This is a genomic window from Acidimicrobiales bacterium, from assembly GCA_040219085.1.
Lineage (GTDB): Bacteria > Actinomycetota > Acidimicrobiia > Acidimicrobiales > JAVJTC01 > JAVJTC01.
The window spans coordinates 212,705-237,943 of record JAVJTC010000029.1 but is presented as its reverse complement, the minus strand read 5'-3'; the positions used below and the strand labels follow the sequence as shown (position 1 = coordinate 237,943).

The following is a 25,239-nucleotide window of genomic DNA, read 5'->3' as shown; positions in this document are numbered from 1 at the left end:
ACGGCTCAGTCGAGGCTGACGCGCTCGCCGCCAATCCACACCGCGGCAACCTCCAGGTCCGCGTCCAGCGCGACGAGGTCCGCGCGCGCGCCGGCCTCCACCCGTCCGCGGCTCCCGTCGCCCATGAGCGCAGCCGGCGTCGTCGACGCGGCGTGGACGGCGATGTCGAGCGGGATGCCGCAGCGGGTCACCGCGAAGCGCACTCCGTCGGCGAGTGAGGCGGTGGCCCCGGCGAGGGTCCCATCGGCGAGGCGTACCGCGCCTGCATCGGGCGCCCCCGCAACCTGGTCGCTGACGAGGACGACCCGGCCGTGCCCCTTGGCGGCGAACGCGAGCTTGATCGCCACCGGCTCGACATGGATGCCGTCCGCGATGAGCGACGTGGTCAGGCGGGGGTCGGTCAGCGCGACGCCGACCGGTCCCGGGGCGCGATGGTGGAACGGGCTCATCGCGTTGTAGAGGTGCGTGACCATCGAAGCCCCGGCGTCCACGGCAGCCGTCATGGTGGCGATATCGGCCTCGGTGTGGCCGAGGGCGACGATCACAGCGGTGGCGCTCAACGCGGAGATCGCATCGAGGGCGCCTTCACGCTCCGGGCCGAGGGTGACGAGCCGGACGTTGTCGGGGAGGTCGCGTATCCAGCCGAGGTCGACGGCGACGACGGCTGCATCGTCGTGGGCGCCGGTGCGGTGCCCCAGGAACGGACCCTCGAGGTGGGCGCCCAGGATGGCGGGGCGCCCCCGTCCGTCACGGAGTGCCGCCTCGGTGATCGCCTCCAGCGCCCGGGGATAGTCCGCCAGGGGGCGCGAGGTGAGCGTCGGGAGCCAGGCGGTGACCCCCTGGCGCGCGAGCGCGGCGTCGAGGTGGTCCCAGTCGGACCCGTGGGCGCTCCACACGTCGATCCCGCCGATCCCGTTGACCTGCAGGTCGATCAGCCCCGGTATCAGGGTCCAGGGCTCGACTGCTCCGGTGGCGGGCCGCACGGAGTCGATGAGGGTGCCGTGCACCTCGACTTCGGCGCCGGTGCGGACGCCCATCGGGGTGATGACCCGCTCGACCGCGATCGTCGTCATGTCAGGGGTCGCCCGGTCAGCTGCGCAGTAGGCGCTCGACGGCGGCGACGACCTCGTGGACCTTCTCGTCGCCCTCTTCGGGGCTACGGGCGGCGGCCTCGAGGACGCAGTGTCGGACGTGCTCGTCGAGCAGGCCGAGTCCGACCCGCTGGAGTGCCTTCGTGACCGAGGAGATCTGGGTCATGACGTCGATGCAGTAGGTGTCCTCGTCGATCATCCGTTGAAGTCCCCGCACCTGACCCTCGATACGGCGCAACCTCGCGAGGTGCTCCTCGCGCGTCGTCGAGTAGCCCGGTTTGGGTCGTGTGGGGGACTTCGTCGTCGAAACGGACCCCTGGGTGTTCGAAGCCATTCCCCTATTCTATCTGGTACCCCCGGGGGGTAGTGGTTGAAGATACCCCCAGGGGGTATTACGCTCAGGTCCATGACCGATGTAGGAGATGTCGCCACCCATCCGGGGACGGAGCACGTCGAGCTCGATCTGGACGGCATGACCTGCGCCGGGTGCGCCGCACACATCGAGAAGGGACTCAACTCGGTCCCAGGAACCGTCGCCACCGTCAACTTCGCCCTCGAGGTCGCGTCCGTCGACTTCGACCCCACCCGGGTCGAAGTCGCCGATCTTCTCGCCGCCGTCGACGCCTCGGGCTATCACGCCCGGGTCCCGGCGCCCCCCGGTGGTTCCGAGCCGTCTGCCGAAGACGGCGCGTCGCACGCGGCGCCAACGGACGAGTTGGGACGCCGGGTGCTCGTTGTCGGCCTCCTGGCCGTGCCGACCATCGTGTTGTCGATGGTGCCCGTCGCCCAGTTCGACAACTGGCAGTGGCTCGTCTTCGCGCTCGCCTCCCCGGTCGTTGTCTGGGGGGCGTGGCCGTTCCACTCCTCGGCCCTCAAGGCGCTGCGTCACCGCACCGCGACGATGGACACCCTCGTCTCGCTCGGGGTCACCGCGGCCTGGGGGCTGTCGTTGTACTCCCTGTTCGGCGGGGCCGCAGGGGATCCCGGTTTCGGCATGGGATTCTCCCTGGACGTCTCCCGGGGCGCCGCGGGCGACGAGATCTACCTCGAGGCCGCCGCGGGAGTGACCTTCTTCATCCTCCTCGGTCGTTGGTTCGAGCATCGGGCGAAGGCAGCCGCGGGCGACGCGATCCGTTCCCTCCTGCAACTCGGCGCCGCCGACGTGGCCGTCCTGCGTGCCGACGGGACCGAGGAGCGGATCGCAGTCGAGCGACTCGTCGTCGGCGACCGGTTCGTCGTGCGTCCGGGTGAGAAGATCGCCACCGACGGCACCGTCGAGTCGGGCACCTCCGCCGTGGACGAGTCGATGCTCACCGGTGAGTCTGTTCCCGTCGAGGTCACCTCCGGCGACGCCGTGACGGGGGCGACCACCAATGTCGGTGGGCGACTGATCGTCCGGGCGACCCGCGTGGGTGCAGACACGGAGCTGGCCCGAATCGCGCAGCTGGTGCGGCGCGCGCAGACATCCAAGGCCGCCGTCCAGCGTCTCGCCGATCGCATCGCCGCAGTCTTCGTGCCCGCCGTGGTCGCGGTGGCCGTGGCGACCACGGTCGGCTGGCTCGTGGCGGGGGACGGGGCCGGCTTCGCCCTGACGACGGGTGTCTCGGTGCTCGTGATCGCCTGCCCGTGCGCTCTCGGGCTGGCCACCCCGGTCGCGCTGATGGTCGGCACCGGTCGTGGCGCACGCATGGGCATCATCATCTCGGGGGTCGAGGCGCTCGAGACCACGCGGCGCGCCGACACGGTCGTCCTCGACAAGACCGGAACGGTGACCGAGGGCCGCATGGGCGTGGTCGACGTCGTCACCGCCGACGGTGTGACCCGGGGGGAGCTCCTGTCCGCTGCGGGCGCGGTGGAAGACGCATCTGAACACCCCGTGGCCGCCGCCGTGGTCGAGGCCGCCCGGGCGGAGGGGCTGACCCTGTCGCCCGTCGAGTCCTTCACGAGCCGTGCCGGTCTCGGTGTCTCGGGGGTGGTCGACGGGCGCGCCGTGGTCGTGGGGCGTCCGGCGATGCTCGCGGCGGACTGGTCGCTTGCCCTCCCGGTGGACCTGGCCGAGGCGTGCGATGAGGCCACCGGGGCGGGTCGGACCGTCGTGGCGGTCGGCGTCGACGGTGAGATCGCAGGGTTGGTCGTCGTCGCCGACACCGTGAAGCCGACGAGCCGGGCCGCTGTCGCGGCGTTGCGTGAGCTCGGCCTCGAGCCGTTTCTCGTGACCGGCGACAACGCCGCCGTCGCCCGGTCGGTGGCGGAGTCGGTGGGCATCGAAGAGATCCGCGCCGAGGTCCTCCCCGAGGACAAGGTGAGCGTCGTCGAGGAGTTGCGCGGGCAAGGGCGGGTCGTCGCGATGGTCGGCGACGGTGTCAACGACGCTGCGGCGCTCGCCACGGCCGACCTCGGCCTTGCGATGGGTACGGGTACCGCAGCGGCCATCGACGCGGCCGACCTGACGCTCGTGCGGGGCGACCTGCGTGCAGCCGCTGATGCGATAGTCCTCTCCCGCCGCACGCTGCGCACGATCCGCCAGAACCTCGTGTGGGCATTCGGGTACAACGTCGCTGCGATCCCCCTCGCGGTGGCCGGCCTGTTGAACCCGCTCGTGGCCGGCGCGGCCATGGCGATGTCGAGCGTGTCGGTCGTCGTGAACTCCCTGCGTCTGCGCCGGGTCCACTCGATGTGGGACGACGCGTCTTCCGGGTAGTGGCCGCAGGACCCGCCGGTTGCATCCGGCGCGGCGCGTGGTAGAGATCGGTCATGCGTCTCATCGCCTACTCGACCCCCGACGGGCCGGTGCTCGGCACGGTGAACGGGGACACCGTCACCCCGGTCGGTCCCGTAGACCGCGTCTACGAACGTCTCGCGAGCACCGGGCGGGCCGTCCTCGCCGAGAGGGCGGGGCCCGACGTGGCCCTCGACGGCCTCACGATCGTGCCGCCCGTGCCCTCGGACGCGCGGGTGTTCTGTCTGGGGTTGAACTACCGGGCCCACATTGCCGAGACCGGTGCCAGCCAGCCCGCCGCGCCCAACATCTTCGGGCGTTGGCGTTCGACGCTCGTGGGGCCGGGAGCGGAGATCCCGGTGCCCCCCGGTGAGGTCGGACTGGACTGGGAGGCCGAGCTCGCGGCGATCGTGGGCGCACCTCTCCTCGACGTGGATGCCGCCGACGCGCAGCAGGCGGTTCTGGGCTACACGTGCTTCAACGATGTCAGCGCACGGACCTTCCAGAAGGCCGTTCCCCAGTTCACCGTCGGCAAGAACGCAGATGCCTCCGGGCCGATAGGTCCCGTCGTGGTGACCCCCGACGAACTCGGCGACCCCTATGACCTCGCCATCTCGTGCCGGGTCGACGGTGAGACGATGCAGTCCGGTTCGACCGGGCAGATGATCCTGCGTGTGCCCGAGACCCTCGCGTACATCTCGCGTTGTCTGACGTTGCGCCCCGGTGACGTGTTGGCCACGGGTACCCCCGAGGGCGTCGGCTTCGCCCGCACGCCGCCGGTGCTGATGGGGCCGGGCCAGTCGGTGGAGGTCGAGATCGAGGGCATCGGCGTGCTGGCGAACCGCATCGTCGCGCGCTGAGCACGGGCGACGGAACCGGACGCGGGCACGAGCCCGGCGGTAGTGGCACTCTGGTGACGACGATGGACGAAGAGACCTTCGGAATCGGCGAACTGGTCGACCGCACCGGTGTCCCGGCGACCTCGATCCACCACTACCGGCGGATCGGGCTGTTGCCTGCGCCGCTGCGCGAGTCCTCGAACCGATTCCTCTACGACGAGCGGCACGAACGCGCTGTGAGGCTGATACGTCTGCTTCGCGAACGGCGCCGGATGCCTCTGTCGGAGATCGCGTCCGTGCTCCCGAGGTTTCTCGCAGCCGATCAACTGCCGGCCGATCTGGCCGATGGCGTCGTCACCCATGACGACGCGGACGAGCGGACCGCGCACGAACTCGTCGAGGTGGCGGCCGACGCCTTCTCGTCGCGCAGCTTCGGCGAGGTCACGATCGGGGAACTGTGTGAGCGTGCCGGCATCGGCAAGGGGACCTTCTACCGTCACTTCGCCTCGAAGGAGGCGGTCTTCCTGAGAGCCGTGGAGATGGTGGTCGAGCGTTCCATCGAGGACTTCGCGGTCCACGTCGCGGATTCGGGCAACGAGCCCGACATGAGCGCGTCGGCGGAGATCTTCGCGGACATGTTGCGGCCGGGTCTGCCGCTGCTGTTGGAGCTGGCGAAACGCTCCGTCCAGGCCGAAGCCGGCTACGAGGACGAGGCCCGTCGGGTGTTTCGGGGCCTCGCCGACCGCCTCGGCCGAACGATGCGCGACGACGACCAGGCCTACCTCGTCGGTGGGAGTCTCATCCTCGACGCGGTGGTCCACGTGTTCTACGGCCTCGTCGGCGGGACCGACGACGAATGAGCCCGGACGGGCCCACCGGGCCCCCCTGGCTGGGCCAGGCCCCCGCTCGAAGCGGCCACATCGGCACTGTGGGTGGTCGGACCCCGTAGGGTGGTTGACAGACCATCGTCCTCGCGCATACAACGACTGACCGAGCGGTCAGCGATTGTGTACCGCTGACAGTGGAGTAGCCGCGAGACGAGGGGCGGGGTGAGGTGAGCGTCACACAACAGGCCGCACGCGCCTTCGACGACGTCGTCGACGAAGCGGCCGTGATGTCGCAGGCCCGCGCGGAGAACTTCCCGGTCGCGATGAAGCTTCTCCCCGCCGGTACCCGCGACGATCTCCTGGCCATCTACGGTTACGCCCGCCTCGTCGACGATCTCGGCGACGAGGTCGCCGGCGACCGGTTCGCTGCGCTCGACTGGGCGGAGCAGCAACTGGACGCCGCGATCGCCGGTCGGGCCGATCACGGCGTGTTCGTCGCTCTCGAGGCGACCATCGCCCGTCACGGCCTCGCCCGCAAGCCCTTCGCCGACCTCATCGAGGCGAACCGACTCGACCAGGTCAAGGTGCGCTACGACACCTGGGACGAGCTGCGTCACTACTGCACGTTGTCGGCGGACCCGGTGGGACGGCTCGTCCTGGCCGTGTTCGGAGTGGACGATCTGCGCCGGCGCACCTGGAGCGACATGGTCTGCACCGGGCTGCAGCTCGTGGAGCACCTCCAGGACGTGGGCGAGGACTACGACGCCGGACGGATCTACCTCCCTGTCACCGACATGGACCGCTTCGGCTGCGTGGAGTCCGATCTCGACGCCGACACGGCCGGTGTCGCCCTGCGGCGGGTCGTCGCGTACGAGACGTTCCGCGCCCGTGAGCTGCTGCGGCGCGGGTCGAGACTGGTGGCGTCGCTGCGCCGTAAGCGTCGCCTCGCCATCGCGGGTTTCGTCGCCGGAGGTCACGCGGCCCTCGACGCCATCGAAGCAGCGGACCACGACGTCCTCGGAGCCGACGTGACGCCCCGTCCCCACCGCCTCGGCGCCCGTCTCGTCGAGTCGCTGGTGAAGGCCCCGATGGGGACGGCCGACCGGTGATCGCCGTGGCCGACGCCTACTCCCGGTGCGAGGAGATCACCCGCGCCGAGGCGAAGAACTTCTCCTACGGAATCCGCCTGCTGCCTGAGCCCAAGCGCAACGCGATGTCTGCGATCTACGCGCTCGCCCGACGCATCGACGACGTCGGGGACGGTGACCTGCCCGTGGACGACAAGCGTTCAGGTCTCGCCGCGCTGCGGACGTCGATCGATGCGGTCGCCGCGGGTGGCGCCCCCGACGGCGACGATCCCGTGTTCGTAGCGGTCGCCGACGCGGCACGCCGATTCCCGATACCGGTGGCGGCGTTCAACGAGATCGTCGAAGGGTGCGAACACGACGTCGACGGCGTCGTCTACGAGACGATGGACGACACGGTGCGTTACTGCCGTCTGGTCGCCGGTTCGGTCGGGCGCCTCTCGCTCGGCGTCTTCGGCACCGACACGCCCGAAGACTCGGCGGTCATCGCCGACGATCTCGGTGTCGCACTCCAGTTGACCAACATCCTGCGTGACGTCGTCGAGGATCGGACCATGGGACGCGTATACCTGCCCGCGGACCGGCTCGCCGCCGCGGGGGTCGCGCCGGACATGTCCGGGCCCGCGGAGTCCATCGTCACGCTCGTGACCCACACGTCGGATCTGGCGGTCACCTGGTTCGCGCGAGGCCTACCGCTGCTCGACCATCTCGACCGTCGCAGCCGGGCGTGCGTGGCGGCGATGGCAGGGATCTACCGCCGGGTTCTCGAACGGATCCGCCGGGACCCCGAGGCGATCCTGTCGGGGCGTGTTTCGCTGCCGACATGGGAGAAGCTCGTCGTCGCCGGGCGCTCGCTGTCGGGGATGACGCCGTGAGGTCGCCCCACGTGGTGGTCGTCGGTGGCGGACTGGCCGGGCTCGCTGCAGCAGTCGACGCGGTCGACGGTGGCGCGCGTGTGACTCTCCTCGAGCGTCGCCCCCGTCTGGGCGGCGCCACCTGGTCGTTCGCCCGCGACGGCATCTCCTACGACAACGGCCAGCACGTCTTCATGCGGTGTTGTCACGAGTACCGCTCGTTCCTGGACCGGATCGGCTCGGGGGACAAGGTCTTTCTCCAGGACGCCCTCGACGTGGCGGTGGTCTCACCGGACGGGCGCCGAGGGAGCATCCGACGTGATCGGCTTCCGGCGCCGCTGCACCTCGCCCGCACACTGGCCACTTATCCGTTCCTGTCGGTCAGCCAGCGCGCAGCGGCGGTGCGCGCAGCGGTCGCACTCAGCCGCCTCGACCCCGACGACGCGTCCCTCGACGACCGCTCGTTCGAGCAGTGGCTCGTATCGAAGGGCCAGGGCGCGGCGGCGATCGCAGCGTTGTGGGAACTCATCGTCCTGCCGACGGTGAACGTGCGGGTGGGCGAGGCGTCGCTCAAGCTCGCCGCCAGGGTCTTCGTCACCGGCCTGCTGACCGAAGCCGGCGGGGCCGACATCGGATGGACGCGGGTTCCACTGGCCGAGCTGCACGCCGATGCGGCGAGCGCTGTCCTGAGCGACGCCGGCGCCACCGTGCGCACGGGGGCGCACGTGCAGCGGGTCAGCGCGGCCGAGGCGGGCCGGCTGACCGTGGACGTCGACGGCGCCGAGCTCACCGCCGACGCGGTCGTGGTCGCCGTTCCCCACGACGTCGTCGACGAGATCGTTCCGCCGACCACAGTCGCACACCAGGACCGACTCGTAGAGCTCGGGGTCTCGCCGATCGTGAACGTCCACCTCGTCTATGACCGCCCCGTCACCGACCTCGCGTTCGCGGCGGGTTTGAACAGCCCGGCCCAGTTCGTCTTCGACCGCAGCGAGGCCGCCGGCGTCGGTGACGGTGCCCAGTGCCTCGCGGTGTCCATCTCGGGTGCCGACGAGGAGATCGGCCGGTCCCCCGCAGAGCTCATCGCGACGATGTCGGGGGCCGTAACCGCCCTGTTCCCCGCCGCCGGTGACGCCGAGGTCCTGCACTCGATGGTCACCCGGGAGGTCGCCGCGACCTTCCGTGGTCGACCGGGGACCGATGCCCTGCGCCCGGCCGCCGAGACGAACGTCCCTGGACTGATGGTCGCCGGAACCTGGACCGACACCGGCTGGCCGGCGACGATGGAGAGTGCGGTCGCGTCCGGTCGCGAGGCGGCCCGACATGCACTCGCGCACGCCTGGGCGTACGGGCCGGCCGATTCGGAGTCGGCGGCATGAGCGGGACCCCGCCCATTCTCGAACGCGCCCGGGTACTGACCGAGCCGGCCCTCGTCGCCGCGGTCGACCGGCTCTCGCCGGACCTCGCCCTTCCGGTGCGCTACCACTTCGGCTGGGTCGACGAGACCGGTGCCGCCGTCGAAGGGGGCGGAGGCAAGGGCGTGAGACCCGCGCTCGCGGTCCTGTCGGCGGAGGCTGCCGGAGCCGATCCCGCTCTGGCGCTGCCCGGGGCCGTGGCCGTCGAACTCGTGCACAACTTCTCCCTGCTGCACGACGACATCATCGACGGCGACACCGAGCGCCGTCACCGGCCGACGGTGTGGGCCCTCCACGGGGTGGCCGACGCGATCATCGCCGGTGACGCGCTGCAGACCCTCGCCTTCGAGGTCCTACTCGCCGACCCGGTGCCGGCGCGCGTCGCCGCGTGTCGCCGTCTCGCCGACGCCACGGCCGCGATGATCCGGGGCCAGCGGGCCGACATGGCCTTCGACGACCGCCTCGACGTGACCGTCGCGGAGTGCGTCGCGATGGAGGCCGACAAGACAGGGGCCCTGCTCGCCTACTCGGCAGCGGTCGGTGCAGAGCTCGCCGGGGCACCGGACAACACCGTCGACGCCCTCGCCGCCTACGGCCTCGCGCTCGGCCTCGCCTTCCAGGCGGTCGACGACGTGCTGGGGATCTGGGGCGACCCCTCGGTCACGGGAAAGGCCGCCGGCAACGACCTGCGGGAGCGCAAGAAGTCCGTGCCGGTCGTTCACGCGCTGGCCGCCGGGGGCAGCATCGCCGCTGAGCTGAGGCAACTGTTCGAGCGCACCGAGATGGACGACGACGCCGTGGCACGCGCGACGGCGCTCATCGACGAGGCGGGTGGTCGCCGCTCGACGGAGGACGCCGCACGTGACCATCTGGACGCCGCGCTCGCGGCACTCGCCGGTGCCGACATCGACGCGGGAGCGGCGGCCGAGCTCGCTGCACTCGCGACCTTCATCGTCGAGAGGAAGCACTGATGGAGCGGCTCACCGCGCAGGCGATCGAGGCTCGCGACGCGGCGGTCGCCGCGCTGCTCGAGCGCCAGGATCCCGAGGGATGGTGGAAGGGGGAGCTCGAGACCAACGTCGCCATCGAGGCCGAGGACCTGCTTCTGCGACGCTTCCTCGGCATCGAAGACGCCGAGATCACGCGTCTGACCGCCAACTGGATCCGTTCTTCGCAGCGCTCCGACGGGACCTGGGCGACCTTCTACGAGGGGCCCCCGGACCTGTCGGTCACCGTCGAGGCCTACACCGCGCTGCGTCTCGCCGGCGACCCCGTGGATGCGTCGCACATGGCCAAGGCGCGTGAGTTCATCCTCGATGCGGGCGGTCTCGAACGGTCCCGGGTATTCACCCGTCTGTGGCTGGCGCTCTTCGGTGAGTGGCGGTGGGAGGATCTCCCGGCGCTCGCTCCCGAGGTGGTCCTGTTGCCCTCCTGGATGCCGCTGAACATCTACGACTTCGCCTGCTGGGCGCGCCAGACGATCGTTCCGCTGACCATCGTCGGCACGGTACGGCCGGCACGTGACCTCGGCTTTGCGATCGACGAGATCCGCACGGGTGCGACCCCGCCCGAACGCGAGCCCGCCCCGAAACGCTCGTGGGCGGGGGCGCTCAAGGGCCTCGACGCCGTGTTGCACCGTTACCACCGCATCGCGCCGGGAGTGGTGCGCCGCCGGGCGCTGGCGACCGCCGAACAGTGGATCCTCGACCGTCAGGAGGCGGACGGTTGTTGGGGTGGCATCCAGCCGCCGTGGGTCTACTCGATCATGGCCCTGCACCTGCGGGGGTATGCGGTCGACCACCCGGTCCTGGCCCGGGCGATCGCCGGCTTCGACCGCTACACGATCGTCGAGAACGACACGCGGCGCATCGAGTGCTGTCAGTCGCCGGTGTGGGACACGGCCCTGTCGGTCGTGGCCCTCGCTGACGCCGACATCGCACCGGACCATCCCGCGATGGTCCGCGCGGCCGACTGGCTCCTCGACGAGGAGGTCGGCGTCGCCGGTGACTGGGCGGTGCGGCGTCCCGATCTGGCACCGGGCGGGTGGGCCTTCGAGTTCGACAACGACAACTACCCGGACCTCGACGACACGGCGGAGGTCGTACTCGCGCTCGACAGGGTCAGCCACAACGACCCGGTCCGCGCCGCCGGCGCGGTACGACGCGGGGTCGCCTGGGCGCAGGGCATGCAGTCGCGCGACGGCGGGTACGCGGCGTTCGATGCCGACAACACGCGCTACCTCACCGAGAAGTTGCCCTTCTGCGACTTCGGTGAGGTCGTCGACCCCCCGAGCGCCGACGTCACCGCCCACGTGGTCGAGATGCTGTGCCACGAGGGCGGACCGAGCGCGGGAACCGTGGACGCTGCGAGACTCGCCGCGGCGATCGACTGGCTACTGGCGCATCAGGAGGCCGACGGCTCGTGGTTCGGCCGGTGGGGCGCCAACCACCTCTACGGGACGGGAGCCGTCGTGCCCGCCCTCGTCGTCGCCGGCCTCGGCCCGGACCATCCGGCCATCGCGGCGGCCGTCACCTGGCTCCACGAGGTCCAGAACCACGACGGAGGCTGGGGCGAGGACCTCCGCTCCTACACCGACGACGCGTGGCGGGGGAGGGGGCCATCGACGGCATCGCAGACCGCCTGGGCCCTGCTCGCCCTGCTCGCTGCCGGTGACACCGGTCCGGCGACGCGTCGCGGTGTCGAGTGGCTGGTCGACAACCAACGTGGCGACGGCAACTGGGACGAACCGGAGTTCACGGGCACGGGATTCCCTGGCGACTTCTACATCAACTACCACCTCTACCGGCTCACCTTCCCGCTGACGGCGCTGGGTCGCTACCTCCGCGCTGTCGGGGTCGCCGCTCCGCCCGCCTCGACGTCGTCATGACACTCACCGTCGTCTGTCCCGTGCGAACCGAGGCCGGCCCGGCTCGACGCGCGGCCACGACGGCGGTGGTCTCGAGGTGCGGGATGGGCGCGGACCGGGCCCGCCGGTGGGAGCGTTCGGCCCCCGACGGCCCCCGCGCCGTCCTGGGTGTCGCCGGAGCGCTCGCGGACGGGATCGCCCCCGGCGATGTCGTAGTCGCCGACCGGGTGATCGACGGGACGCTCCCCGACGCTGACTGCGGCGTCGCGCTCGCGTCGGCGTCCACGATCGCCGCGCAGCTGAGGCGGCTCGGTCTCACCGTGCATGTCGGTCCCGTGGTTTCCGTCGAGCGGACCGCCACGGGAGATCGTCGGTCCGCTCTCATGGCCACCGGCGCGCTCGCGGTCGACATGGAATCGGCCTGGCTCGTCGACGGCGGGTCCACCCACGCCGTCGTGCGCGTCATCGTCGACACCCCCGATCACGAGCTGTGGCGACCGTCGCTTCCGGGTCGCCTGCTGCGCGCCCGACGGACGATCGGTGCGACCGTGGCCCCGCTCGAGCAGTGGGCGGCCGCCCTCGGTGACCGCGAGGTGATCCTTCCCTCGCCGCGCTCGTTCTGCGCAGGTGTCGACCGGGCCATCGACGTCGTGCACCGGGCGCTCGCCGATCGGGGTGCTCCCGTCTACGTGCGACGCCAGGTCGTGCACAACACCCGGGTGGTCGCCGAGTTGGCGGACGCGGGTGCCGTGTTCGTCGACGAACTCGACGAAGTCCCCGACGGTGGGACCGTCGTGTTCGCAGCGCACGGGGTCTCGCCGCAGGTCCGGGCGGAGGCGCAACGCCGTGACCTCCCCGTCATCGACGCGACGTGTCCGCTCGTCGCCAAGGTCCACCGGGAGGCCCGTCGCTTCGCCGACGAGGGTCTTCAGATCCTGTTGATCGGCCACGCCGACCACGAGGAGGTCGAGGGGACCTCAGCGGAGACACCGATGACGGTGATCGACCCGTCCGTGGACGTGGCCACCATCGACGTGGTCGATCCCGACCGGGTCGCCTACCTCACCCAGACCACGCTCGCCGTGGCCGAGGTGGACGAGACCGTCGCACGCCTGCGTGACAGGTTTCCCGCCATCGTGGGACCGCGTGCCGACGACATCTGCTTCGCCACGCAGAACCGCCAGGCCGCGGTCATCGCGATCGCGCCCGACTGTGACCTGATTCTCGTGGCCGGGTCCGCGAACTCGTCCAACTCCATGCGACTGGCCGAGGTCGCCCGCCGAGAGGGCGTCGAGGCCCATCTCGTTGACGACCCCGACGACGTGGACCTCACATGGCTGGCCGGTGCCCGCGTCGTCGGCGTGACGGCCGGTGCCTCCGCCCCCGAGTCTCTCGTGACCGATCTCGTCGCCAGACTCGGATCACTCGGTACCGTCGTCATCACGGAGCGTGCCGTCGTCGACGAGACGGTCCGCTTCCCGCTGCCGGCCGAGGTCCGTTGACATGAGCCGAGCCACACTCCACCTCACCTTCCGAACCCCCACGGAGATGAACTGATGGGAATCCCGATCCGACAGGCGATGCGAGTCGGTGCCTACATGGCGCGCAACAAGCTGGCGCGCCGCGAGCACTTCCCGCTCATCGTGGAACTCGAGCCGCTCTTCGCGTGCAACCTCGAGTGTCCCGGATGCGGCAAGATCCAGTACCCGACCGAGGTGCTGCGCAAGCGCGTCACGGTCGACCAGGCGGTGAGCGCCATCGAGGAGTGCGGCGCGCCGATGGTCTCGATCGCCGGGGGCGAACCGTTGCTGCACCCCCAGATCGACGAGATGGTGCGGGCACTGATCGCCCGCAAGCGCTACGTGTATCTGTGCACGAACGCGGTCCTGTTGCGTCGCAAGATGGACCGCTTCGAGCCCAACCCGAACTTCTCGTGGGTGGTCCACGTCGACGGCGTCGGTGAGCGTCACGACGAGGCCGTCGCCCGCGAAGGTGTCTTCGACGAGGTCGTCGAGGCGATCCGGATGGCCAAGGAACGCGGCTTCCGCGTCACCACCAACACCACCTTCTTCGACACCGACACGCCCGAGAGCGTGCGGTCGGTCCTCGATTTCCTCAACGACGAACTCGAGGTCGACGCGATGATGATCTCGCCGGGCTACGCGTACGAGAAGGCCCCGGACCAGGAGAACTTCCTGCCCGTGGACCGGACCCGCAAGATGTTCCGCGACGCCTTCGCCGGAGGCAACCGCAAGAAGTGGCGCCTGAACCATTCGCCACTGTTCCTCGACTTCCTCGAGGGCAAGAGGGATTTCGACTGCACGCCGTGGGGGATCCCCAGCTACTCGGTGTTCGGTTGGCAGCGCCCCTGTTACCTGATGGCCGACGGCTACGCGGAGACCTACCAGGAGCTCATCGAAACCACGGACTGGTCGAAGTACGGCAGGGGTCGCGACGAGCGCTGCGAGAACTGCATGGCGCACTGCGGCTACGAGTCGAGCGCGGTGATCGCCACGATGGGCTCGCTGCGCGAGTCGATCCGGGCCGCCGTCTCCGCCTGAGCCGATCCACCGAGGTCCCGGCGCGGCGCCGCTGGTGCGGCGCGGCGCCCTAGGCTCGCTCGACTGATGATCCGAACCGTGTGGCGCGTCATCCTCGCGCTGTGTGTGGTGTCGGTCGCGTGCACCCCACCGACAGACGCACCGGGCTCGACTTCCGCCTCCCCGACGGCGTCGGGCACCGACGGGGAAGCCGACCAGGCCACCGGCACCGTCACCCCGACGGGCCCCGCCCCGCTTCTCATCGGCGCTGTGATGGCCGACTCCGGACTGGCGCGGCGCCTCGACAGGCCCGCCCTCGCCGCGGCGCAGGTACAGGTCGACGCGATCAACGCCACCGGGGGTATCGACGGCCGACCCGTCGAGTTGCGTGCGGTCGACACTCAGACAGAGCTCAACGCCACCTACAACGGCGCGCTCGATCTCGCCGATGACGGAGCCGTGGCCCTGCTCGTCACGTGTGACTACGACTTCGCCGGACCCGCTCTCCAGGTGGCCGCCGACTACGGGATTCCGGCCGTCAGCCCGTGTGGTTCCGATCCGCGCTGGGAGACCTCGGGCGCATGGTCGGCGGGGATCTCCACGCAGGCCGAAGGGCGCGCGATCGCGGAGGTCGTCGCCGGGCGCGGCGTGAGCACGGTCGCTGTGGTGGTGGACTCGAGCGCTCCGGAGATGGTGGCGCAGTGTGAGGCGTTCACGGCGCGCTTCGCCGCGCTCGGCGGCTCGGTCGGCGGCGAGTTCGCCTACGACCGTGAACTCATCGCCCGCTTCGAGCCGGACATCCTCGGACCCGAACCCGACCTCACGCCGGTGGGGGTGGGCGAGCAGATCGTGTTGTGCGGGAGCCTTCCCACGACCGGGCCGGCAGTTCTCGCCCTGTTGCGGGAGCGCGAGTTCACGGCGCCCGTGATCGCCGGATCGGCCATGGACGGGACCGACTGGCTGACCGAGGACCTCGGTGACGTGAGCTTCCTCAGTTGGGGCTCGACGTTCCGCAACGACCCGGTGGACGCCGTCGACGCCCTCGTCGAAGCCGTCCGTGCCACGATCGGCGGCTCGGCCGAAGGCGGGACGATGGTGGCCGGTGCCGACGTCATGGTCGCCCTGTTGCGGGCCGTCGAGAGGAACCCCCGCGATCCGGCAGCGGAGTTCCCCGCCATGGCGGGCGAGGATCTCGTGATCGCCACAGCCTCGTGGAGCACGTCGGACCGCATGCTCGACGACCGGCCGCTGCGCGTCATGCGCGTCGACGGCGACGAGGCCGTCGTGTCGGAGATCGTCACAGCTCCCTGAAGGAATCCGTGGCGGGCGCCGCAGATAGGGTGCCGGCATGGAGATCGCGGCGTCCGCTCTCGATCTGATCGGGGGAACCCCTCTCGTCGCGATGCCCCGCATCGCCGGTGATCTCCTGTGCACGTTCGCCGCGAAGCTCGAGACGACGAACCCCGGCGGCAGCGTCAAGGACCGTCCCGCCCTCGCGATGGTCGAGGCTGCCGAGGCGGAGGGGCTCCTGAAGCCGGGCGGGACGATCGTCGAGCCGACCTCGGGGAACACCGGCGTCGGACTGGCCATAGTGGCGGCCCAGCGTGGCTACGACTGCGTGTTCGTCGTGACCGACAAGGTCGCCACGGAGAAGGTCGCGTTGCTGCGGGCCTACGGGGCCGAGGTCGTCGTGTGCCCTGTGGCCGTCGCACCTGAGGATCCCGGGTCGTACTACTCGGTCGCCGAGCGACTGGTCTCGGAGATCCCCGGTGCCTACCGCCCGAACCAGTACCACAACCCGGTCAATCCGCTCGCCCACGAGCAGTCGACCGGTCCCGAGATATGGGACCAGACCGACGGCCGGATCACGCACTTCGTCGCCGGGGCGGGAACCGGCGGAACAGTCACCGGCGTCGGCCGGTACCTGAAGGCGCAGAACCCCGATGTGCAGATCGTCGTGGCCGACCCCGAGGGTTCGGTCTACAGCGGCGGCGACGGACGTCCCTACCTGGTGGAGGGCGTCGGCGAGGACTTCTGGCCAGACACCTATGACGCGGCGATCGTCGACGAGGTGATCGCGGTGAGCGACGCCGACAGCTTCGCCACCGCCCGGTTGGTCAGCCGCTCGGAGGGTCTGCTCATCGGCGGCTCGGGCGGCACGGCCGTGCACGCCGCGCTCGAGGTGGCGCGTCGGTGTGGCCCCGACGACGTCGTGGTGGTCCTCGTGCCCGACTCGGGCCGCCTGTACCTGTCGCGCATCTTCGACGACGACTGGATGGAGAACCGCGGTTTCCTCCAGACCGGTGACGGACCGACCGTCCGTCACCTGCTCGAGGCTCGGTCGTCGCTCACCCCGGACCTCGTCTACGTACAACCGGGTGATCCCGTCCGCCTGGCCTTCGACCTGATGGCGCGGCACGGCGTCTCGCAGCTGCCGGTCGGCAAGGGGGAGATGCCGCTGTCCGCGGCCGAGGTGGTCGGCTCGGTCGACGAGTTGCATCTCATGCAGGCGACGTACGAGGACCACGCGGTCATCGACCGGCCGGTCGGCGACGTGATGGGCCCCGCCATCGACACCATCGGGGTCGGCCAGTCGCTCGCCGCGGTCGTGGCCCGGTTCGACACGTGCCGTGCTCTGCTGGTCCTCGACGGGGGTCGGCCCCGGGCGGTGATCTCCCGCAGTGACGTCCTCGGGTTCCTGTCGGCCGAGGTGCCCGGACCCGCGGTCGGAGACCAGAACGCTGCGGAGGCGTCGTGAACGGCGACGCGGTGTCCGGGCCGGACCGCGGCTTCGAGACACGGGCTGTGCACGACGGCCAGGAACCCGACCCCGCCACCGGCGCCGTCACCGTGCCGATCTACCAGACGAGTACGTTCGCCCAGGATGGCGTGGGCCGCCACCGCGGTCACGAGTACGCCCGGACGTCCAACCCGACCCGTTCGGCCCTCGAGGCGGCGATCGCCTCGCTCGAGTCGGGCCGCCGGGGTCTCGCCTTCGCAAGCGGTATGGCCGCCGTCGATGCCGTGCTGAGACTGCTGGGGCCCGGCGAGCGCCTGGTGATGGGTGACGACGCCTACGGCGGCACATACCGGCTCGTGTCGACGGTGCACGCCCGCGCGGGCCTGGAGTGGGACGCGCGGCCGCTGCACTCACCGGGCGCACTGGCGGAGGCGATCGACGACCGGACCGCGATGGTGTGGATCGAGACGCCCACGAATCCGAACCTGTCGATCGTGGACATCGCCGCGATCGTCGAGGTCGCCCGGACCGCGGGCGCCCTGGTGGTGGTCGACAACACGTTCGCGACGCCCTACCTGCAGCGACCCCTCGAGTGGGGAGCGGACATCGTCGTGCACTCCGCCACGAAGTATCTGGGGGGGCACTCCGACGTCGTCGGCGGTCTGGTGGTGACCCGCGACGACGCCATCGCCGACCGCCTGGCCTTCGTGCAGAACGCCGCGGGCGCTGTCCCGGGTCCCCTCGACTGTTTCCTCGTGCTGCGGGGCCTCAAGACACTGCCGGTCCGGATGGACCGTCACTGCGCGAACGCGTCGGCGGTCGCTGCGATGCTGGCGGACCACGACGGCGTCGAGCGTGTCCTGTACCCGGGGCTGGCCACACATCCCGGTCACGAGGTGGCGGCCGCGCAGATGTCGGGGTTCGGTGGGATGGTGTCGTTCCTGGTGCGTGGTGGGCGCGACGCTGCGGTCCGGGTCGCCGAGGCCACCCGCCTGTTCACGCTGGCGGAGTCGCTCGGTGCGGTGGAGTCCCTCATCGAGCATCCCGCGGTCATGACCCACGCGTCGGCGGCGGACTCGCCCCTCGCCGTCGACGAGGCGCTCGTGCGGCTCTCGGTGGGGATCGAGTCGCTCGACGACCTCCTCGCCGATCTCGACCGGGCGCTGGGCGCCGAAGCGGCGTGAGGCCTCCGGCGGCTCGGAAGGCACCACCGGACGACTGAGCCCTGAAGGCCGAGACGGGGGCACTGGTAGATTGAGCACTCCCATGCACGTTCTGCGCGACCTCCCCGAGAACAGTGACCCGTCCGCCGTCACCATCGGCGTCTTCGACGGCGTGCATCTCGGGCACCAGTTGATCGTCGGGCGCATGGTCGAGCACGCCCGCCAGAACGAACTCCGGGCCACCGTCGTGACCTTCGATCCCCACCCGGCCCTTCTGCTGCGGCCCGAGAGTGCACCGAAGCTCCTCTCGACGCTCGAGTCGAAGCTCGCCCGCCTCGAGACCCTCGGGGTGGACCGCACGGTCGTGTTGCCGTTCACCCCGGACATCTCGACGATGGAACCCGAGACGTTCGTCGACCGGATACTCGTCCATTCGCTCAATGCGAGTCGCGTGGTCATCGGCGCGAACTTCCACTTCGGTGCCAACCGCGGCGGCAACGTCGACGACCTCATCGTGTTCGGCGCCCGTTCGGGATTCGACGTCGAGGTCGTGGACCTGGCCCGCCTCGACGGGATGCCCGAGCCCGTGTCGTCCACGGCGATCCGCCGGGCTCTCGCCGGAGGACGGGTCAGCGAGGCCACGACGATGCTCGGCCGGCCGTTCGCCATCACCGGCGAGGTTCTCATGGGCGACCAGCGGGGGCGCACGATCGGCTTCCCGACCGCCAACGTGCCGGTCTCACGGGATCGGGCCTGGCCCGCCGACGGCGTGTACGCCGGTTGGCTCACCGCGTCCGACGACGTTCGCCGACCGTGTGCGATCAACATCGGCAAGCGTCCGACCTTCTACCAGCACGCCGAGCACTCGCTGCTCGAAGCCCATGTGCTCGACTTCGACGGGGACCTCTACGGCGACTTCGTTCGGGTCGAGTTCGCCGAGTTCATCCGCAGCGAACGCCGATTCGACGGCATCGACGACCTCGCCCGGCAACTCAAGTTGGACACCGAACAGGCACGCCGGATCCTCGACGAGTACCCGTGACGGCGCTGTCGGAGATCGGCCATGACCTCGTCTGAGTCCGGGTCGGGGGGCCGAGGCGAGCCATCTTCGTCTGAGTCCGGGTCGGGGGGCCGAGGCGAGCCATCTTCGGTCGCCTGGCTGAGAGGCGCGGCCGACGACGGCTTCGATCCCGGCTACGAGGGGCCGACGACGATCGTCCTGCTCCGCCACGGGCGAACCGTGCTCAACGCGGAGCACCGCCTCCAGGGCCGACTGAACCCGCCTCTCGACGAGGTCGGCATCGAGCAGGCCGAAGCGGTGGGTGCACTCATCAGGGACCGGTGGAACGTCGACAGGGCCGTCACGAGCCCGTCGCTGCGAGCCCGACAGACGTTGGAGCACGGAGGTTTCGCGGATGTTCCGACCACCGTCGACGAGCGTTTCGCGGAGATCGACTACGGGATGGCCGAGGGCTGGCCGGTCGAGGAGGCGATCAGCTCTCTCGCCTGGGGCTGGGCCCGTGACGTCCACTACGAACCACCCGGCGGTGGTGAGTCACTCGCCTCTCTGAGCGAGCGGGTCAGAGCTGCCTGTGACGACCTGCTCGCGTCGCCGGCCGGTGAGGTGGTCCTCGTCGCCACCCACGCGACACCGGTCAAGGCCGCCGTGGTGTGGGCGCTCGGTGGTGACGCCTCGATGATCCTGAGACTGCACGTGTCCCAGGCGTCGCTGTCGGCCATCGGCCAGACGCCGATCGGCCTGGTGGTCTTCACCTACAACGAGCAGCCCTGAGCCTGCCCGGGCCGAGCCGGAAGGGACAGCGAACAGCCTTCAGCCTGGCTCAGTCCGCGCGCGCGGCCGCCCGCCGTGCGCCGCCCGTGTCGAGGTCCGTCCCGGACGCGTCGATCGTCACGTGACGGAAGCGGCCCGTGTACTCGAAGGGCATCTCGTAGCGGTCGCTGACCCGCGAGAGCCAGTTGCCGCCGACCTCGAAGCCGTTTCCGCCCGCGTAGAACGGAACGGGCCGACTGATGCGCACGGAGGCGTCGGGGGCGCCGTCGACGAGCAGATCGACGGTGGCCTCGTCGTCGACCGGCGCCCACCCGATGCCGACGGTGGCCGTGCCGGCGGGGATCGCGGCGCGTGAACGAAGATGCGTGTGGTTGGTGTAGCTGTTGTGGTCGAAGCAGAGGTGGTCGTTCTCGACGAAGAGGACCAGCCCGGAGAACCGACCGCCGAATGCGACCAGGACGCCCTCGTCGCCGGGGACGTACCCGTCGAGTTGCACGACCATCGTGAAGGCGCCGGCGCGGATCTCGGCTCCTGCCGACTCGGAGATCCGCGGGGTCCCCCGGAAGTAGCGGAAACGGGTTCGGCCCTCGTTGTCGGTCCCGCGCCTGTCCTGGGCCCGTTCGAGGAAGCGGTCGTCGAGGGGAGTCACGCCATGGCGACCGGCCTCGTGCCACCAGAGGTCCTTCATGCGGGCGAGGCGGTCGGGTTCAGCCTCAGCGAGGTCGTTCAGTTCGGCGAAGTCCTCGTCGAGCCGGTAGAGCTCCCAGCGGTCGGACTCGAACGGTTCACCCGCTGTGTGCATGGTCACCGCCTTCCACCCGTCGTCGAAGATGCCCCGGTGACCCTGCATCTCGAAGTACTGGACCCGGCCGGTGCCGGGGGTCCCCGCCGAGTCCACCGAGGGTCGTTCGTCCATCTGGTCCAGGAAGCTCTCACCGTGGACGGGGAGTTGCGCGACACCGTCGACGACCTCGGGGAAGTCCACGCCCGCGGCGTCGAGGATCGTCGGGGTGATGTCGATCGCGTGCTGGAAACGGCTGCGGACGCCACCGGCGGCGGTGTGGCCCGGCCAGCGGACGATCAGCGGTGCGCGTACCCCGCCGCCGAACGTGTGGTGCTTGTACCACTTCAGTGGGGTGTTGCCGACCTGGGCCCACCCCGACGGGTACAGCGGGTAGGTGGCGGGTGATCCCAGTTCCTCGTCGACGTCGAGGGTGGCCGCTTCGGCATCGGACAGCCCGTTGAAGGGGATCAGCTCGTTCCACGTGCCCCGTGGCCCGGCCTCACCGGCGGCGCCGTTGTCCGACATCACCATCACGATGGTGTTCCCGGCGCACTCGAGAGCGTCCAGCGTCGCGAGGACGCGGCCCACCTGGGCGTCGGTGTGTTCGAGGAAGCCCGCGAACACCTCCTGGAACTCCGCGAATCTCGCCTGTTCGGCCGGATCGAACGACGCCCACGGCTCGACGTCGGGGTTCCGTGGCGCCAGGCCGGTCCCGGGCGGAATCACGCCGAGTTCGAGTTGGCGTCGGTGCCAGCGTTCGCGGGTGGCGTCCCACCCGTCGTCGTAGCGACCCCGGTAGCGGCTGCGATAGGGCTCGGGGACCTGGTGGGGGCCGTGGCACGCCCCGAATGCCAGGTACAGGAAGAACGGCCGGTCCGGGGCCGCCGAACGGTGCCCGCTCAGCATCGTCTCCGCCTGGGCCACCAGGTCCTCGCTGAGGTGGTACCCGGGGTTCTGCGGCGGCGTCGCCACGTGGTTGTCCACGTAGAGGTTCGGTCGGTACTGGTCGGTCTCGCCGCCGAGGAATCCGTAGAAGCGGTCGAAGCCGTGCGAGAGGGGCCAATGGTCGAACCGGCCGGCGGGTGTCATGTCGGCCATCGGGACGAGGTGCCACTTGCCCACGGCGTAGGTCCCGTAGCCCTCGGCGCGCAGCGCGGCCGGGATCATCGCCGCCCGGTGCGACACCGCCTCACGACCGTTGGGGAAGCCGGACGGGAAACCGCTGATCATCCCCATGCCGACGCTGTGGTGGTTGCGGCCGGTGAGGATGCAGGCGCGGGTGGGGGAGCAGAGCGGCGTGACGTGGAAGTTGGTGTAGCGCAGCCCTGACGCGGCGAGTCCGTCGATGTGAGGCGTCGAGATGTCGGAGCCGTAGCAGCCCAGCTGGGCGAAGCCCACGTCGTCGAGGACGATGACGACGACGTTCGGCGCGTCAGGTCCGGGCGTCGGAAGCTCCGGCCACGCGGGCGTCGACCGGTCGACCGTGGTGCCGACCCGGCCCGTGAAGTCGGGTTCGAGGAGGTGCTCGATCATCGCCTGAGCATCTCACACGGCGGTGGCGGACCCGTCGAGCTCAGGCCCTCGCGGCGCGCCCCTCGCCGGTCAGGCCGAGGTCGTGCGGGCGTACTTCCGGACGGCCAGCGTCGAGAAGACGGCGATGATGCCCACGATCCACGCCAGGGCGCCCCAGACGTCGTTGCCGGCGTCGTTGCCGTTGTAGAGCGCCCGGGCGGCGTCGGTCGCCACGGTGAAGGGGTTGTACTCGGCGATCGGTTGCATCCAGCCCGGCAGCGTGTCGACGTCGACGAAGGCCGACGACACGAACGTGAGCGGGAACATCCAGATGAAACCCGCGGAGTTGGCGGCCTCGACGGACTTCACCGAAAGCCCGAACAGCGCCTGGATCCAGCTGAAGGCATAGCTGAAGCCGAGCAGAAGCGCTGTCGCTCCGACAGCCTCGACCAGGGACCCTTCGAAGCGGAAACCGACGGCGAACGCGACCCCGAGCATGACGAGGAACGTGATCACGTTGCGTACGAGGTCCGAGATGGTCCGGCCGACGAGCACCGCGGAACGCGACATGGGCAGTGACCGCAGCCGGTCGATGAGCCCCTTCTGCATGTCCTCGGCGATCCCGATCCCGGTGAACGCCGAACCGAACACGACGGTCTGGGCGAAGATGCCCGGCAACAGGTACTGGTCGTAGTCGGCGAACCCCGGCACCTCGATCGAGCCGCCGAAGACGTAGACGAACAACAGCACGAACATGATCGGTTGGATCGTGGCGAAGATCAGCAGTTCGATGTTGCGGGGGATGATCCGAAGGTGACGGGTCGCCTCGGTCCAGGCGTCGCGGGCGATCCACACGGGGCCCTGGGGGACCTCGTGGCGCCTCGGGATGGTTGTGCCCGGGTCTGCTGCGGCGGGGGCGTTCACGGCTGGTCTCCGTCGGGGTCGCCCGAGTCGTCGGGGGCGAGGTCGTCAGCTGAGTGTCCGGTCAGGGTGAGGAAAACGTCGTCGAGGGTCGGGCGGTGGACCTCCACGTCGAGCACGTCGATGCCCGCGGCATCGAGGAGGCGGATCGCCTCGGGCACGATGCCGGGCCGGGTCGCGATGGAGGCCTCGAGGTGGCGGTGTCCGTCGTCGGTGATCTCGCCGGTGCACAACCCGGCGATGGCCTCGCGGGCCCGGCCGAGGTTGTCGGCGTGACGGATCGTGACGGCGACGCGGTTGCCGCCGAGGCGGTCCTTGAGCTGATCGGCGGTGCCCTCCTCGATGACGCGTCCCCGGTCTATGACGGTGATCGAGTCCGCGAGCCGGTCCGCCTCTTCGAGGTACTGCGTGGTGAGCAGCGTGGTCGTGCCCTCGGCCTTGAGTTCTTCGATCAGGTCCCACATCGCCAGCCGGCTGCGGGGATCGAGCCCGGTGGTGGGCTCGTCGAGAAAGAGCACTGACGGCCGGGCGACGAGGCTCATCGCGATGTCGAGCCGGCGTCGCATGCCGCCGGAATAGCCCTTCACGACACGATCGCCGGCGTCGGTGAGCGCGAAGCGGTCGAGCAGTTCGACGCTGCGGCTCTTCGCGTCCCGGCGTGGCATGTGGAAGTAGCGGCATACGAGCTCGAGGTTCTCTCGCCCTGTCAGGCGTTCCTCGACCGCTGCGTACTGTCCCGTCAGCCCGATACGGGCGCGGACGCGGCCGGGTTGGGCGATCACGTCGATGCCGTCGACGGTGGCCGACCCCGCGTCGGGGACAAGGAGAGTGGTGAGGATCCGAACGGCGGTCGTCTTGCCGGCGCCGTTGGGGCCGAGCACGCCGAGCAGCGATCCGCGGGGAACGACGAGGTCGAGTCCCCGCAGCGCCCTCGTCTCACCGAAGGCCTTCTCGAGACCCTGCGCGACGACGGCGTCCGCGCCCGACGTGGCGCGGCCGGCTCCGAGCGCGACGGAGCCGACTGTCATGGCGGGGGAGGGGGTTTCCACCTCCGTGAGGCTACCGGCCCGTTCCGGTCTGGTCGCCCGGATTTCCTGAGTCTTGCGATGAGCGCACCACGGCTCTAGTCTCGCTTTGGTCAGACCATCAGACCGTTACGCCGCGTCGGCGCCCTCGCGGGCGGTGACGTCGTCGATGCCACAGAACCTGCCGCGGAGTGCCTGCGTTGCCGATGAGCCGCCACATCCACGCCGCCCGGGCCGACCTCGAGGTCGGGTCCGCGGTCGGCTGTCTCACGTCGAGAAGGCCGACTCCCGGTGAGTGAACCCTTCGGCCAGATCGAACGCCGCACCGTGGCCGACGAGATCCGCCACGCGATCGCCGAGGGCATCCGCAACGGGCGTCTCCGTGCCGGTGAGGTCCTTCCCCCGGAACGCGAACTCGCCGAGCAGTTCGGCGTGGCCCGGACCTCGGTCCGCGAGGCGATCGTCGGACTCAGCGCACTGGGCGTCATCGAGCGCACCGGCAACCGGGTGCGCGTCGTCGAACACCTCCCCTCGGTCGACGTGGACGTGGACCACCGCAAGACCGCGGTACGCGACATGTTCGAGACCCGCCGGGCGATCGAGGTGGCGGTTGCGGAGTTCGCCTGTTGTCGTGCCGACGACGCCCAGCGCAGCGAGCTCGCCGAGATGGCCGGTGGCTTCCGCTCCGGGCTCGACATCGCCGAGTTCCGCCGGCTCGACCGCGCCTTCCACGCGGCCATCGCCGATGCCTGCGGCAACCGGGTGCTCGCCGAGGTCTACTCGAAGGTCCTCGACGCGCTCTTCCACTCCGGGGAATTCGAGTCCCTGCTCACCGACGACGTCAACGCGGAGGCCGTCGCGGAGATCATCGACGAGTCGGCCCGGGCCCACGAGGCCATCGCCACGGCGATGGCCGAGGGATCGGTGACCGGCGTGGCGGCGGCGGTGACGGCTCACCTCGACCAGGTCGAGTCGCGGATGATCGAGAAACTTGTCTGAGGCCGATGTGCCGACGACCCACCTGAACGCAGCCGGCGACGAAGCCGGCCTGAGGACGAGGAGACCC

At 70.4% G+C, this 25,239-nt stretch carries 21 protein-coding genes; 16 read left to right on the top strand and 5 right to left on the bottom strand.

Annotated elements, in window-relative coordinates; genetic code table 11:
- Nucleotides 1–5: 5 nt before the first annotated feature.
- Together RIE08_13345 and RIE08_13340 are read right to left on the bottom strand one after the other, a co-directional pair.
- On the bottom strand, nt 6–1,073 hold the full coding sequence (locus tag RIE08_13345) for an amidohydrolase family protein (protein ID MEQ8718591.1): 1,068 nt from the start codon (nt 1,071–1,073) through the stop codon (nt 6–8).
- 16 nt (nt 1,074–1,089) lie between these two features.
- Entirely contained in the window at nt 1,090–1,425 is a 336-nt protein-coding gene (locus tag RIE08_13340; protein MEQ8718590.1) for a metal-sensitive transcriptional regulator, read from the bottom strand.
- A 72-nt stretch (nt 1,426–1,497) separates the two neighbouring features.
- Here RIE08_13340 and RIE08_13335 point away from each other — a divergent pair, with 72 nt between their 5' ends.
- The 15 genes from RIE08_13335 (at nt 1,498) to RIE08_13265 (ending at nt 19,931) form a co-directional block, all read left to right on the top strand.
- Nucleotides 1,498–3,792, top strand: coding sequence for a heavy metal translocating P-type ATPase (locus RIE08_13335; protein MEQ8718589.1), 2,295 nt, complete (start codon nt 1,498–1,500; stop codon nt 3,790–3,792).
- Nucleotides 3,793–3,845: 53 nt separating this feature from the next.
- A complete protein-coding gene (locus RIE08_13330; protein MEQ8718588.1) occupies nt 3,846–4,670 on the top strand; it encodes a fumarylacetoacetate hydrolase family protein in 825 nt (274 codons plus the stop codon).
- A gap of 62 nt (nt 4,671–4,732) precedes the next feature.
- On the top strand, nt 4,733–5,509 hold the full coding sequence (locus RIE08_13325; protein MEQ8718587.1) for a TetR family transcriptional regulator: 777 nt from the start codon (nt 4,733–4,735) through the stop codon (nt 5,507–5,509).
- Nucleotides 5,510–5,703: 194 nt separating this feature from the next.
- On the top strand, nt 5,704–6,585 hold the full coding sequence (gene hpnC, locus RIE08_13320) for a squalene synthase HpnC (protein ID MEQ8718586.1): 882 nt from the start codon (nt 5,704–5,706) through the stop codon (nt 6,583–6,585).
- Nucleotides 6,582–7,436 carry a squalene/phytoene synthase family protein gene (locus RIE08_13315; protein ID MEQ8718585.1) on the top strand — a complete coding sequence of 285 codons (855 nt, stop codon included), beginning with the start codon at nt 6,582–6,584 and terminating at the stop codon, nt 7,434–7,436. Before hpnC ends, RIE08_13315 begins: the two co-directional genes overlap by 4 nt.
- Nucleotides 7,433–8,794, top strand: a complete 1,362-nt coding sequence (gene hpnE, locus RIE08_13310) for a hydroxysqualene dehydroxylase HpnE (protein MEQ8718584.1) — start codon at nt 7,433–7,435, stop codon at nt 8,792–8,794. The genes RIE08_13315 and hpnE overlap by 4 nt, the downstream gene beginning before the upstream one ends.
- Nucleotides 8,791–9,801, top strand: coding sequence for a polyprenyl synthetase family protein (locus tag RIE08_13305; GenBank protein ID MEQ8718583.1), 1,011 nt, complete (start codon nt 8,791–8,793; stop codon nt 9,799–9,801). Before hpnE ends, RIE08_13305 begins: the two co-directional genes overlap by 4 nt.
- Nucleotides 9,801–11,717, top strand: a complete 1,917-nt coding sequence (shc, locus tag RIE08_13300) for a squalene--hopene cyclase (protein MEQ8718582.1) — start codon at nt 9,801–9,803, stop codon at nt 11,715–11,717. The genes RIE08_13305 and shc overlap by 1 nt, the downstream gene beginning before the upstream one ends.
- On the top strand, nt 11,714–13,198 hold the full coding sequence (gene ispH, locus RIE08_13295) for a 4-hydroxy-3-methylbut-2-enyl diphosphate reductase (protein ID MEQ8718581.1): 1,485 nt from the start codon (nt 11,714–11,716) through the stop codon (nt 13,196–13,198). Before shc ends, ispH begins: the two co-directional genes overlap by 4 nt.
- A 54-nt stretch (nt 13,199–13,252) precedes the next feature.
- Entirely contained in the window at nt 13,253–14,257 is a 1,005-nt protein-coding gene (gene hpnH, locus RIE08_13290) for an adenosyl-hopene transferase HpnH (GenBank protein MEQ8718580.1), read from the top strand.
- Between the two features lie 66 nt (nt 14,258–14,323).
- Nucleotides 14,324–15,547, top strand: a complete 1,224-nt coding sequence (locus RIE08_13285) for an ABC transporter substrate-binding protein (protein MEQ8718579.1) — start codon at nt 14,324–14,326, stop codon at nt 15,545–15,547.
- 37 nt (nt 15,548–15,584) lie between these two features.
- A complete protein-coding gene (locus RIE08_13280; protein MEQ8718578.1) occupies nt 15,585–16,994 on the top strand; it encodes a cystathionine beta-synthase in 1,410 nt (469 codons plus the stop codon).
- On the top strand, nt 16,991–18,160 hold the full coding sequence (locus RIE08_13275; protein MEQ8718577.1) for a cystathionine gamma-synthase: 1,170 nt from the start codon (nt 16,991–16,993) through the stop codon (nt 18,158–18,160). The genes RIE08_13280 and RIE08_13275 overlap by 4 nt, the downstream gene beginning before the upstream one ends.
- Before the next feature lie 82 nt (nt 18,161–18,242).
- A complete protein-coding gene (locus RIE08_13270; protein MEQ8718576.1) occupies nt 18,243–19,181 on the top strand; it encodes a bifunctional riboflavin kinase/FAD synthetase in 939 nt (312 codons plus the stop codon).
- Nucleotides 19,182–19,202: 21 nt separating this feature from the next.
- Complete coding sequence (locus RIE08_13265) at nt 19,203–19,931, top strand: histidine phosphatase family protein (protein MEQ8718575.1); 729 nt, start codon at nt 19,203–19,205, stop codon at nt 19,929–19,931.
- A 49-nt stretch (nt 19,932–19,980) separates the two neighbouring features.
- Here RIE08_13265 and RIE08_13260 read toward each other — a convergent pair whose 3' ends face one another.
- From RIE08_13260 to RIE08_13250, 3 genes are all read right to left on the bottom strand, one after another.
- Complete coding sequence (locus tag RIE08_13260) at nt 19,981–22,248, bottom strand: arylsulfatase (GenBank protein MEQ8718574.1); 2,268 nt, start codon at nt 22,246–22,248, stop codon at nt 19,981–19,983.
- Nucleotides 22,249–22,317: 69 nt separating this feature from the next.
- Nucleotides 22,318–23,151 carry an ABC transporter permease gene (locus tag RIE08_13255; protein ID MEQ8718573.1) on the bottom strand — a complete coding sequence of 278 codons (834 nt, stop codon included), beginning with the start codon at nt 23,149–23,151 and terminating at the stop codon, nt 22,318–22,320.
- On the bottom strand, nt 23,148–24,197 hold the full coding sequence (locus RIE08_13250; protein ID MEQ8718572.1) for an ATP-binding cassette domain-containing protein: 1,050 nt from the start codon (nt 24,195–24,197) through the stop codon (nt 23,148–23,150). Before RIE08_13250 ends, RIE08_13255 begins: the two co-directional genes overlap by 4 nt.
- A gap of 267 nt (nt 24,198–24,464) precedes the next feature.
- On the opposite strand from RIE08_13250, the gene RIE08_13245 reads away from it, so the two are divergent.
- Entirely contained in the window at nt 24,465–25,172 is a 708-nt protein-coding gene (locus RIE08_13245) for an FCD domain-containing protein (protein MEQ8718571.1), read from the top strand.
- Nucleotides 25,173–25,239: the final 67 nt, after the last annotated feature.